Origin of the sequence: Avibacterium gallinarum (assembly GCF_002921135.1) — a bacterium.
Lineage (GTDB): Bacteria > Pseudomonadota > Gammaproteobacteria > Enterobacterales > Pasteurellaceae > Avibacterium > Avibacterium gallinarum.
This window is the reverse complement of record NZ_PQVJ01000015.1, coordinates 71,223-83,973: the sequence shown is the minus strand read 5'-3', so window position 1 is coordinate 83,973 and position 12,751 is coordinate 71,223. Positions and strand designations below refer to the sequence as shown.

The following is a 12,751-nucleotide window of genomic DNA, read 5'->3' as shown; positions in this document are numbered from 1 at the left end:
CGTGGGAAATGTTAATGAAACTGATATTTTCCACGATAATAAACAGGCATTTTTTACTTAATATAAAAAGAATTAATCCGTTGCTTAATATTTTCTTCAAAGAGAAAAATTCGTAAAAATTCAACCGCACTTATTTTTTCGCATAAAAATAAAGTGCGGTTGAAAATCATTGAATTTTTATGAGCTACAGAAAATTCTATTTCTAAATATCTACTACAGGCTTAGTCTTCCGTCCAGCGTTTAAAAATAAGCGACGTATTCACTCCGCCAAAGGCGAAGTTATTATTCATCACATAATCTGTGTGAATTTCTCTTGCGGCGTGGCGGATATAATCTAACTCACCACAACGTGGATCGATATTGTCTAGATTAAGCGTTGGGGCAAACCAGTTATCTCGCATCATTTCAATGGAGAACCAAGATTCTAATGCACCGCACGCACCGAGCGTGTGTCCAAGATAGCTTTTTTGAGAACTAAGAGGTACGTTGCCAAATAAAGCAGCGGTGGCAAGGGTTTCAGCAATATCGCCTTGCTCTGTAGCGGTGCCGTGTCCATTTACATAACCAATTTGATCGGGACGTAAGCCTGCGTCTTTTAAAGCCAATTCCATGCAGCATTGCATCGTTTCTTTTTGCGGACGCGTGATATGGCTACCATCGCTGTTTGCGCCATAGCCTACGACTTCCGCTAAGATTGTTGCATTACGTGCTTTGGCGTGTTCAAGTTCTTCTAAGACGAAGATCCCAGCGCCCTCACCGATCACCAAGCCATCACGATCTTGATCATAAGGACGCGGTGTTTGCTGTGGTTGGTCATTACGGCGGCTTGCAGCATAAAGGGAGTCAAACACATAAACTTGTGAAGGGCAGAATTCTTCACCGCCGCCTGCTAACATCATTGGGATCATTCCATATTTGATCGCCTCATAAGCATAACCAATGCCTTGGCTGCCTGATGAGCAGGCACTGGAGGTGGGAATGATGCGTCCGCTTAAGCCAAAGAAAATGCCGATATTTGCCGCTGTGGTATGGGGCATCATTCGCACATAAGTATTAGCGCTGCTGGTGTTCGGATAGCCTGCCATCATTAAGCCAAGATCTTGAATATCTTTGGTACTACCTGATGATGAACCACTTGCTACCCCCATATTGCCATTGAGTACACAAGGATCCAGTTCGCCATTTTGCAATAAACCGGCATTTGTTAGCGCCATTTCAGCAGCATCAACACAAAGCTGAGCCACTTTCCCCATACTGCGTAACTGCTTACGATTCCAATGGCTTGGCGGTGTGTAATTGTTGATCGGTGCACCAAGACGAGATTCAATTTCTCCGTCTAACTTGCCCCAATCCATTGTTTGCACCGCATTTTTTTGTTTTGCGAAGGCTTGCTTAATGCTCGCCCAATCACGCCCAAATGCGGTAATTCCGCCAACACCTGTTACCACAACTCGTTTCATCATTTGTTCCTTAGCATAATCCGCCATTTACGGCGATCACTTGGCGAGTAATATAGCCTGCTTTTTCATTCATTAAGAAATCTACTGCGTGTGCCACTTCTTCAGGTTCGCCCATTCTTGCAGCAGGAATGGCTTTGAGAATGTCTTCAACAGGCACATTTTCGTCTAAAATTTCTGTATTAATTAGCCCCGGAGCAACACAATTGACCGTGATTTTGCGTTTTGCTAATTCCACGGCAAGGGCTTTGGCAGCGCCAATAATACCCGCTTTTGAGGCACTGTAATTCACTTGTCCACGATTTCCAATTAAACCAGACACGGAAGTGATACACACAATTCGCCCAGCTTTTCGGCGGCGGATCATCGGCATCATAATGGGGTGAAGAACATTGTAAAAGCCATCTAAATTGGTGCGTAACACAATATCCCAATCTTCATCAGTTAATGCAGGAAAGGCATTATCTCGGGTTAATCCTGCATTGAGTACCACACCATAGTAAGCCCCAAATTGCTCAACATCAGCCAGTAATTTTTGTGCGGTGTCATCACGATCACTCACATCAAATTGCAAAATGCGTACATTTTGTCCCATTGCTCGAATTTGTTCTGCCACTGCTTGTGCTTCTGCCACTCGACTACGGCAGTGCAATACAATATCAAAGCCTGATTGCGCCAGCTGTAACGCAATGGCTTTGCCAATACCCCGGCTAGAGCCTGTAATTAATACGCTATTTGTCATACTTTTTTCTCTTTTGGTGGACGCAATACATTTAGCGTCCCTTCAATAATCAGTTCATTCGTATTTTTATTTCGCAGTTGGCAATCAAATACGCCAAAGCCAGTGTCATCTTCAAGAGAGCGCTGAATGCGAATTTCTAATGTGCTGCCAACAGGAATATCTTGCTGATAAATATGTAATTTTCTTGTGCCAAGCCAATAACCTAGCCCAATAGGCTGACCTGCTCGAACACATTTACAACCCGCCCAAGCCGCAATGCCCTGAGCCATAATTTCAGCCCCTACAAAACTTGCTAGTTTGCCATTTTTTAGCAAAATATGATCCGCACTTACCTGCGCTCGCGCAATGAGAAAATCTTCCCCAAATTCATCAATTTGTTGTAATAGCACCATTTCACCACTGTGTGGCAAAAGTGGCGCAATATGGGTAATCGGGCAGGTTAAATCAAACATCACTTTCTCCCAAAATAAGCACCGTATTATTGCCGCCAAAAGCAAAGGAGCTGCTTGCACCAATGCGTTTTCTATGCGTCCAGCGGCTGTTATCGTCTGTAATCGCAACTTTTGGTAAGGCAGGATCGGGCTCGCCGTCCCATAATTGTGGAGGCAATTTCCCCTCAGGATTGAAATCAGAATGAATCATTCCCCACAAAATCGCTGCTTCTACTGCGCCAGCAGCGCCTAATGCATGCCCTGTGTAAGGTTTCGTTGTGGTGCAAGGGGTATTTTCACCAAACACATTATGCACCGCTAAAATTTCCATTTGATCGTTATGGATCGTGCCTGTGCCGTGCAAATTGATCCAACCGATTTCATCTGCCGCAAGCTGGCTATTTGCTAAAGCAGCACGAAATGCCGCAATCGCTCCTTCGCCCTCGGGGTGTGGGGAAGACATATGATACGCATCACTACTCGCGCCATAACCTAACAATTCCACCGATTGTCCTAAAGGTTGTTTAGACAGCACAAACATTGCTGCGCCCTCGCCAATATTAATCCCTTTACGATTTGCTGAAAGCGGATTCGTTTGGCTATCAGATAACACAGACAAGGATTGAAAGCCCTTAATGGTTAAAGGCGATAAAGTATCCACACCGCCACAAATCACCGCATCACATAGATTATTTTTCAATAACCGTGCCGCACTCATTAAGGCTCTTGCCCCAGACGTGCAAGCGGTGGAAATGCCATAACATAAGCCATCTAAACCATATTGCCACGCAACAAAATCTGCGGGTGCTGAAAAATATTGTTGTTGCTGTTTAAAAGGAACTTTCGACCAATCTTGATGTTCCGCTGCTTGCTTAAATACTTCAATATTTTCATCTACGCCTGTGGTAGATGTCCCCACCACCACCGCAATGCGATGTTTGCCGAACGTCTGAATGGCTTGCTCAATCTGCGTTTCTAGCTGGGCTAAACAATGCCACAAAAGCTGATTATTACGGCTACGATGTTCGGCGGGAACAGTATCTTGAAAAGGGCGAAGTGGCACATTCACCGCACCATACATTCGTGCATTGTCTGACAGCCCATTTTCGCTAAATGGCGTATCACACAAACTTAATGTAGAAGGTGCGCCTGATAATAAGGTTGAAATATGGGCTGCCAGCCCCTCGCCTAAACTACTCATCACCGCAGGTTGCGATAAATACAATTTACTCACATTATTCCTTAATTTAGTAACGTTACACGCCAGTGGCTGTGGTCGGTTAAATCAATTTTCCACGCAGGGGATTGCCCTTCAATCGACCACACTGGTTTGTGATTAATAAAATAAACTCGTTGTTTACCTTGCATTTCCACTGCGCTAAATGGAAAAAGCGGAGCATCTGGATATAACGCCGTTGCGATCGCAGAAAATAACCACTTCGCTTGTGGATTTGGCATTACAAAACCATCATTTTGCCAACCTTGCGGCGTTAAAATCGCCCGAGCTAAGGGCGCACCAAGGGGATCGGTTTGCACCCAACGCCATTGTTTAGGCTGATATTGCAAGGCAAGTAAACTTTGTTGCTGTGAGAGATATTGCTCATCTTGCCGTTCAATTTTAAATAATTGGCTCGTTGGCGTATTAGCTGGAAAATCTTGTGGTTGTGGCAAATTCTGACAGCCCACCAAACCACATAGCACAACAGCAATAAACCCAGCTCGCCATTGATTCATTCTTTTTATCATCATATTAAGTGCGGTTGTTTTTTTTGATTTTTTCGATTGTAGCATATTTCTTTTTATTTCAATTCACAGAAAAACGAGAACCTGATTCTATGTACTAACAAATTTGAAAAAACACGCAAAAATCCCACCGCACTTTAATTTTTCTCTCTTTTGATTTTTCTATCTTTTTTGATTTCTCATTACTCTTGGCTTGCCGCACCACAAATCTCAGCTAACGCAACAAGGCGCTGTTTTGATTTTGCCACAAATGGATTGGCACTATCCCACGCATAGCCAGCTAAAATAGAAGAAATCATACGGCGAATTTCAGGCTGTGGATCTTTGGCATACACCACATCTTGGAACGAACCATCATACCAGCCATTCACATAAGTGCGGAAAGTATCAACACCAAGCATTAATGGTTCGGCAAATTCTTTTTGCCAATCAACAAGTTCGCCTTTTAATTGACGCACGATTAACGGCGCGGCAAGATGTGCGGAATGCAACGCAATGGTGACCCCTGATGAAAATACGGGATCTAAAAACTCCGCCGCATTACCCAATAAAGCAAAGCCTTTGCCGTGCAAGGTTTTTACATTCGCAGAATAGCCCTGAATATGGCGATAAGGGAAGTCGTTTTCCCACACTGCATTTTTTAATATCCGCCCTAACATAGGGCATTCTAAAGCAAACTTTTTCAGCACCTGTTCATCATCACCATCAAGGGTTTCTGGCAAGCCTACCACGCCAATTGAGCAACGATTATCGGCAAATGGAATTAACCATAGCCACACGTCACGATGCACTGGGTGAGTGGTAATAAGAATTTTGTTTCGATCAAACTCAGGATCATCAATATTGTCATCAATATGGGTGAAGCGAGCCACACGAGCAGGCAAGTGCGAAGGTAACTCCAAATCTAATAAGCGTGGTAATACGCGCCCGTAACCACTTGCATCAAGAACAAATTTCGCGTTCAAATTGTAGCTTTCCCCTTTATCGTTGCGCACCTGTAATTGCACACCACTGTCTTGGGGCTCAAAAGCTAACACTTCATTGCCAAAACGCACATCAACGCCACGTTTCGCCACTTCATCAATTAAAATTTTATCGAAAATTCCCCGTCTAACTTGAAAGGTTGTGCCAGCACCAGCGGTAAATTTGTCGGTAAAATCAAAATAAGTATAGCGATTGCCCCAAGTGAACGCTGCCCCATTTTTAAATTGGAAACTCGGTTCGCGGTTTACTGCGTCCACCAACTCTGCTTCACGCAAAATTTCCATACAATAAGGCAGTAGGCTCTCACCAATCACAAAGCGTGGGAAATATTGTTTCTCTAACACGCATACAGACAACCCTTGTTTTGCTAACAATGCCGCAGCCACTGAACCCGAAGGCCCTGCACCAATAATTGCAACATCACATTGACTCATTTTTTTCTCCCTAAAAAGTTTAGTTATTATTTACGATACATTATAAACGCAATCCCCACTGCACAGATCACGCCGATACTCACGCTTAGTCCAAACAACGCCACCGCTGGCGTGCTGCTTAACGTGAGCAAACCGAAAGAAATCAACGTGGTACTGGCAGCGAGTAAAATGGCGAATTGCTTATGCGCAGTCAATGCCGACACACTTTGTAAATACGCCACATAATCCACTGCAATGGCGGAGACCAATAACATTCCAAACATCGCAAACAAACTGATTGGCAAGCCAAGCCAGCCGAAAATCCCCAAGGTGGCAAGCACCGCACAAACTGGCACAAATAACATTTTGCCACTGGTTTTCGCCCCGAAATAACGCCATAACAACAATCCCGCCAACGCGAAAGAAAGCAGTTTCAGCCACGCAGCTTGATTACGAGTTTGTTGGAAAGATTCGTTTAAGTGGCTACGCTTGTCTTGCCAGAAAATATCTTGATCATTCGCAAGTTGCGATAAGGCTTGGTAAACCCCACCATTTACAGGAACAATCGCTGCGCATTGTCCGTTTATTTTCCCTAAATATAAACTTTGCCACCCTTGCCCTAAGGGATTTTTTAGTGCAGCTTGTAAGGATACCGCAGGTTGGGTTATCAATGCGTTAAGTTGCTGTTGCACAATTCCAGCAGGAATGCCCATTGCGGTAAGCGGTGCGAAATCCTGTTCAGATAAACGCTGTAATTGTTGGGCAAAATTATGCTGCTGCTTTTCGCTCATTAACCATTGGCTCAAAGATTGATAACTTTCTAGCTGCTGCTGTTGCTTGGCTTGTTTTAATCGAACATCAAGTGCAGTCAATTTTTCGAGTAATTTTTCATCATTTTCTGCTCGCACTAAAAAATATTGCCCGCTTAACTGCATTCCAGTTAATTCACCAATTTTTTGTGCTTGGCTGACTAAGTTGGGCGACAATGCCACCCATTGGCGAATATCATCTTGCCACTTAGATTGCATAATTCCGCCTGCTACAAAAAGAATGAGCATAGCGATCAAGGCTTTTCGATAAACAAAAAACTTTTGCAAAAAGCACCGCACTTTGTAAAAGGCATATAGCAAATTTGTTGGGCGTTTAGTTTGATAATGGCGGAAAAAATAAGGCAATAAAAGTTGTGTGCATAACACCGCGGCTAATAGTGCCGCCGCTGAAAATAGCGCGGTTTGCTGTAACGCGGGCAAGGTGGTGAAACCGAGCAAACCATAGCCAAGCAAGGTGACTAATAAACTCACGCTAAAGGTTAAGCGTAATTTCTGCATTGCAGTCTGTGGTTGCCAGCGGCGAGAAAGCAATGAGCCAGATAGCCAATGTAATGGGAAATCAATTAGCATACCGATTAAGCTCGTACCGATGACAAGGGTTAAAATATGCACTTGTCCAAACCAAGCAAGGGTTGCCACTAAACCGACCAACACGCCAGCTGCAATGGGGAAAAATAGCCATAACACGCGTAACGATCGAAATACCACCAGCAATAAGATTAAAGTCAGCCCAATGCCAAAACCGCTCATTAATTGGCTTTCTCGTTCCGCCCCTTGTTTGGCTTGCAGCGCAAATAAACTTGCTCCAGTGATCGCCATTTCCGCCCCCTGTTCTTGCACAAGGTGCTGATTTTGCGCAATCAGTTGCTGCAATGCCAAAGGTGGGGTAAGCCAGTTTTGTGGGGGTAATTCGCCTTGCAATAATACCCAAGTTTTTCCTTGCTCATTGACTGTCAATGCGCCACTTTCTGCCTGCCATTGCACATTGCTTTGTGGCTGTGCTTGCGCGAGTGTAAATCGTCCGAAGCCAAGCCAATCTTGATCTAAGGGCAATAAACTTTGTGCCGCGAAAGGGTTACTAATTTGCTCGGCATATTGCTGAAAATATTGATGGGGCTGCTGAATTAATTGTGTGCGAACATCCGCAGGCAAGGTGGCGAAAGCAAGAGCTTTTACGCCCTCACGAAGCTGATTAAGATCGGGTTGAAATTCGCTCGCCACTTGGCTGAACAATCCACTTTCACGCCAGCGCTGTGCGATTTGTTGCGAAAGTTGCCATGCTTGGTGAGCTTGTGGTGCGCCGACAAGGGCAATAATTTTGCGGTTAAGTTGTTGCTCCTGTTGTTTATCCACTTGCTGCTGCACCGCTTGCCATTGTTGATCCTTAGGAAGCAGCGCTTGTAAATCCGTTTGTAGCCAATTCCCACGCCAAATAAACACCGCCAGTACAACTACACAAAACACCAAGCTTATTACATAAGCAAGGCGAACCGATGTAGAAAAAAGTGCAGTGGGAAATTTTGCTGTTTTTATTGGCAAGTGCGACATTTTGGCTCTCACTTTTTATTCTAGTGCTTGCTTCACCGCAGGTGGTAAGGGTTGATTAAGCTGAATGTGCTGAAAGTGAATTTTGGTGCTATCGCCTTGCACTTCATTCAGTTGCATTGCGGTAACACTTTGATTTCCCTGCACAATAATTGACGTAAAGATCTGTTTCATTAAGAGTGAACTGGGCGTAAGGTGTAATGTCCATTGTTTTGCATCGCCACTTAATGCAACGTCAAAATGGCTTTTTAGCCCTGACAAATCGCCCGACAACAACCCTAAAAACAAGCGAATTTGTTGCGATTGCGCCATATTTCCGTTGGAAACCCAGTGCTGCCCATTCCATTGCTCAATGCCTTGTGGCGTGATGCGTAATTCCGTGCTAAACGGCTGTTGCATTTTCCACAGTAATCCTTTTTCTGCCACTAAGGCGAATTGCCCGCTGCTTTCAATCGGTTGGGGTAATGCTTTGAGAAAGCGTTGTTGCACAAAATCCCCTTGCACATTATGGCTTTGTTGAAGTTGCTTGATCAGATCTTGCTCAGAGAATGCCCAAAGGGGCAAGCTGATTACCCATAACAATAACACCAAATATTTTTTCATTTCTGTTTTTCCTGTACCTTAGGCTAACGGTTGAAAGCCTTTGTAGGCTTCAAAGGCTTTACGCCAATTTTCCGTTGCCTCTAATTGCATTTCGCCTGTTTGGGCGTCCACCACCACTTGTGTGGTGCTGGCGACCGTGAGTTTTTTACCCGTTGCTAAATCAGTAATCACATAATCAATACGCAGGCAGGTATCATATTCCACTACGGAAAGGGTTACGCGGATTTTTTGACGAAAAAGTGCAGGGCGAACATATTTCACATTCAGTTGCACAATAGGCCAACCATAACCGTCGGCACGAATATCATCATAAGTGTAGCCAATGTCTTCTAGCAACGCACAACGTGCCATTTCAAAATATTTAATATAATGCCCGTGCCACATAATATGCGCAGAATCCACATCAAAAAAGGGAATTTCATAATCAGATTGATGTTGGCAATAAACGTGTTTTTTCGCTTTCATTCTTTGTTATCGTTCCAAAAATCGTAAAAATTAAACCATTGTAATGGCTGCTCACGGCAGGCTTGCGCCAATACATCAGCATATTGCTGCATTGCCTGTTGAATATGTTGCTGGCGCACTTCACCTCGCCCTGAAATGGCAGTGCTGAAACGGCGCAATTTTAATTGATAACGCCCTTGCGATTTCACACAAAACACCGTATTAAGCGGTGCTTTGAGCAATGCCGAAAGCAACCAAGCGCCTTGCGGAAAATCCGCTGGCTTACCAAGAAAATTGACTTTTTGTGTTTTATCGCCACGCACAGGAATGCGATCTGCGGCAATGGCAATCCATTCGCCACGTTCTATACGTTGGTGCAATTCAAACATCTTTTGTGCATCTAAATCTGTTACCTGAATGACAGGAAGCGATTTTGCCCCCGCTTTTTCTAAAGCTTCATTAAAAGCCTCTGCGTGGTGGCTATGCACTAACACGTTCAGCACAAAATTAGGGTGATGTCCGCTATCAACTAACGCACGACAAATTTCAATGTTGCCAAAATGGGAGCATAATAAAATTTGTCCACGGCTTTGATGATCAATGTCGTGATAAAGATTATCCGCATCATCAATATGCAAATCGTGATAGTTAATTTTATTTTGCCACACCGCAAAGCGATCCGTGATTGCTTCGCCAAAAGTCAAAAATTGACGAAAAACCGCCCAAGTTGGTAATTTCACTTCTGGAAAGGTTTGACACAAACGTTGCTGATATTCAGCAATATATTGACGCGCTTTCTTTGAAGTGGCAAAAAAATAGCTCACTACCACGAAGGTCGCAAAGCGGATCGCCCACAAAGGCAGATATGCCACAATCAATCGAGTGAGATTGAGAAAGAATCTTGTACCACGCTCCTGTTGCTTTGCCCAATGTTTTTCTTGTTGGCTCATAACGGTTTGCCTCGTATCATTCGCCATACCATTTGCCAAAAAAGTTTGGTGTGCATTTTGCTGATTTTCCAGTTATCCGCAAAAGCACGGAAATGTGATGTGCCATTCTTATCATAACGCACGGGGGTATCCACCCATACCATTGGAATTTGATACCAATGTGCTTTGACAATAATTTCAATGTCAAAGTCCATTCGATCGCCAATTTTTTCCTGTTTCAACAAATCCATCATTGCCACCACAGGATAAAGCCGAAAACCACACATTCCATCTAAAATATCCCGTGAATGGGTGTGAATGGCATTCCAAAAATCGGTAATCTTTCTACCGTATAAACGGGATTTTGGCGCATCATCGCCATAAATAGGACGTCCACAAATAAGTGCGGTGGGATTTTCCGCACTTTTTTGTAAAAAGATCGCCACATCAGAAAGTTGATGTTGTCCGTCTGCATCGACTTGTACAGCATAGGCAAAACCCTGTTCCCACGCCAGCCTAAATCCCACTTTCATTGCCGCGCCTTTGCCCCCATTCTGCGGACAAAAATGAACTTGAATACCGTCTTGTTGTGCAAGTTCGTGAAGTGCCACTTTGTGCTCCGCTGTTGAGCCATCATCAATAATCAGCACAGGTAAATTAAGTTGGCGTAGCTGATGTGCTACGGCGCCTACAGTGTTGGAATGATTATAATGAGGAATAAGGGCAATCACTTGTTGATTTATTGGCTGATTATGCATTGGTTAATTCCTCTTGCTGGCGGAGGAAAACCTGCTCGAAATCCGCTTTTAAAATTTTTGATTGGCTGTTGCGTGGCAGTTTCTCGGTAAAACGCCAAAAACGTGGCAACGCTGCGGCTTCTTGAGTTTGGCTAAGATGCTGGCGAAGTGAATGAATGACTGCATTACGCCCTTGTGTGCGATATAAGTTTACCCCTTCTTCATTTAATGCTACCCAAGCCGCAGGGCGAGCCTGATTAGGGTGCTGCGCAATAAAGCAATCCACCACCCAAGAATGCTCCTGCAAGGCTTGTTCTATATTGACCAGCGAAATGCGTTTATCGCCTAGTTTGACAATGCGATCCACACGCCCAAGCAGTAAAAAACGCTCGCCGTGCATTTCCGCCGCGTCTGCCATAATTTCTGACTGATCAAGCCAAGGGGATTTCACCCAAAGCGTGCCATTTTCTGTTAATCCTACTGTGGTAAATATGGTCGGCGTCCATAAGGTTTCTTGCTCACGAAACGCAATTGCCCCTGTTTCAGTGCTGCCGTAACATTCGATCATTCGGCAAGATAAGGTATCACGAATACATTGTGCCGTATCCAAAGGTAAGGGCGAGCCTGCGGAAACAACAGCACGAATGCCACAACGAGCAAGTTTGGGATCTTTTAAATTAAGGTGAGTCAGCAAGGCAGGGCTACTTACCCATAATACATTTTCTGCGTGTAAACTTTCGCTCATCAAATATTCGGGATAATGATATTGCAAGCGTGCCAATGGCCAGCCTAAATAGAGCGGTAAGAAAATGCGGTAAGATAAACCATAATGATGTTGGGCAGATACACTTGATACCACATATAGCGGTGTATTCTCTGAAAATGCGACACTCTGCGCAATAGCTTGAGCCTCCCGCCACATTTTTTCTGCGGTTTTAACTAAAATTTTTGGCTCGCCACTGCTGCCTGAGGTTTTAAGCCAAATTTCACTTTGACAATGGGGATCGATTAAAGGCTGGGCTAAAGTCTCAGCATTAATTTGTTGTGCTAAACCAAAGGTAGCAAAACATTCATTATCCATCAACATCGCATTTTCTTGCGCTAGCCATTGTTGGTTTTCTGCTAATAAATTTGGCGGCAATAACACCCGCACTTTTGCCTGAAAACACGCCAGCAACACACACGCCATTTGTGCTGCATCATCAAGCCATAAACCTAGGCTATGTATCTGTTGCTGCTGTAATTGCTGACTAATTTGCCACGCACGCAAGGTAAAATCTTGTTTTGACCAAGAAGGATTTAAGGTGATGTCCTTCATTGCTGAAAAATTAATTTGCATGATGTTTTTTTACTTGTTGTCGAATGATCCATTCAATGCCCATCACTAAACCAATGAACACATAGGAAATCACTCCAGAATATAATGCCCAATAATCATAATATTGCCCGAATATGAGTGCGCTGGTAATCACGATATTGATAATAAACACAACGCACCATACTTGGGTTACGGTTCGGGTGTAACGCACACCTTCTGCTGTTAAATTCGGTTCTTGCAAGCGGGCTAAACGCTCTACAAAAGTTTGCGATTGCCATAGGCTACTTGCAAATAAGGCGAACATTAATCCATTGATAATCACGGGATACCAAAACATTCCCACTAAGGCGCGTGTGCCTGCGATTACCACTAAAATTAATGCTAGGCAAAAAGAGAAATAACGCTGCGGTGAGGGCTTTTGTAGTAGCCCTTTCACCGCCCATAATGCCGCCATTATCCACGGCAGATAAAACAAGATGGGGCTATTTGCCCCTTGCCACCAAAAAACAATGGGAAAAGCCACCGCACTTACTGCAAGGAATAAGGTGATAAGAACGGAAATTAAGGCTTTCATT

General features: G+C 44.0%; 13 protein-coding genes. All 13 read right to left on the bottom strand.

The annotated features are described in order from the left end of the window. Positions 1 to 221 precede the first annotated feature (221 nt). Entirely contained in the window at positions 222 to 1,460 is a 1,239-nt protein-coding gene (locus C3007_RS06470) for a beta-ketoacyl-ACP synthase (protein WP_207763691.1), read from the bottom strand. Between the two features lie 10 nt (positions 1,461 to 1,470). Then, entirely contained in the window at positions 1,471 to 2,199 is a 729-nt protein-coding gene (gene fabG, locus C3007_RS06465; protein WP_103853670.1) for a 3-oxoacyl-ACP reductase FabG, read from the bottom strand. Continuing rightward, positions 2,196 to 2,651 carry a hotdog family protein gene (locus C3007_RS06460; RefSeq protein WP_103853669.1) on the bottom strand — a complete coding sequence of 152 codons (456 nt, stop codon included), beginning with the start codon at positions 2,649 to 2,651 and terminating at the stop codon, positions 2,196 to 2,198. The genes fabG and C3007_RS06460 overlap by 4 nt, the downstream gene beginning before the upstream one ends. Beyond that, positions 2,644 to 3,864 carry a beta-ketoacyl-ACP synthase gene (locus tag C3007_RS06455; protein WP_103853668.1) on the bottom strand — a complete coding sequence of 407 codons (1,221 nt, stop codon included), beginning with the start codon at positions 3,862 to 3,864 and terminating at the stop codon, positions 2,644 to 2,646. Before C3007_RS06455 ends, C3007_RS06460 begins: the two co-directional genes overlap by 8 nt. Before the next feature lie 8 nt (positions 3,865 to 3,872). After that, positions 3,873 to 4,421: a DUF3261 domain-containing protein gene (locus C3007_RS06450; RefSeq protein ID WP_243397670.1), complete on the bottom strand. Its 549-nt coding sequence runs from the start codon at positions 4,419 to 4,421 to the stop codon at positions 3,873 to 3,875. Between the two features lie 134 nt (positions 4,422 to 4,555). Further along, the gene (locus C3007_RS06445; protein ID WP_103853667.1) at positions 4,556 to 5,791 is read right to left on the bottom strand and encodes an NAD(P)/FAD-dependent oxidoreductase; all 1,236 of its coding nucleotides are present in this window, start codon (positions 5,789 to 5,791) and stop codon (positions 4,556 to 4,558) included. A gap of 26 nt (positions 5,792 to 5,817) precedes the next feature. Further along, positions 5,818 to 8,148, bottom strand: a complete 2,331-nt coding sequence (locus C3007_RS06440; protein ID WP_115261432.1) for an MMPL family transporter — start codon at positions 8,146 to 8,148, stop codon at positions 5,818 to 5,820. A gap of 15 nt (positions 8,149 to 8,163) precedes the next feature. Beyond that, entirely contained in the window at positions 8,164 to 8,748 is a 585-nt protein-coding gene (locus C3007_RS06435; RefSeq protein WP_103853666.1) for a LolA family protein, read from the bottom strand. A gap of 18 nt (positions 8,749 to 8,766) precedes the next feature. Further along, positions 8,767 to 9,213 (bottom strand): acyl-CoA thioesterase, encoded by a 447-nt coding sequence (locus C3007_RS06430; protein ID WP_103853665.1) that lies wholly within the window; start codon positions 9,211 to 9,213, stop codon positions 8,767 to 8,769. Continuing rightward, positions 9,210 to 10,142 carry an LpxL/LpxP family acyltransferase gene (locus C3007_RS06425; RefSeq protein ID WP_103853664.1) on the bottom strand — a complete coding sequence of 311 codons (933 nt, stop codon included), beginning with the start codon at positions 10,140 to 10,142 and terminating at the stop codon, positions 9,210 to 9,212. Before C3007_RS06425 ends, C3007_RS06430 begins: the two co-directional genes overlap by 4 nt. Continuing rightward, on the bottom strand, positions 10,139 to 10,879 hold the full coding sequence (locus tag C3007_RS06420; protein ID WP_103853663.1) for a glycosyltransferase family 2 protein: 741 nt from the start codon (positions 10,877 to 10,879) through the stop codon (positions 10,139 to 10,141). Before C3007_RS06420 ends, C3007_RS06425 begins: the two co-directional genes overlap by 4 nt. Further along, on the bottom strand, positions 10,872 to 12,197 hold the full coding sequence (locus C3007_RS06415) for an AMP-binding protein (RefSeq protein ID WP_103853662.1): 1,326 nt from the start codon (positions 12,195 to 12,197) through the stop codon (positions 10,872 to 10,874). The genes C3007_RS06420 and C3007_RS06415 overlap by 8 nt, the downstream gene beginning before the upstream one ends. Then, entirely contained in the window at positions 12,187 to 12,750 is a 564-nt protein-coding gene (locus C3007_RS06410) for a COG4648 family protein (protein WP_103853661.1), read from the bottom strand. Before C3007_RS06410 ends, C3007_RS06415 begins: the two co-directional genes overlap by 11 nt. Position 12,751: the final 1 nt, after the last annotated feature.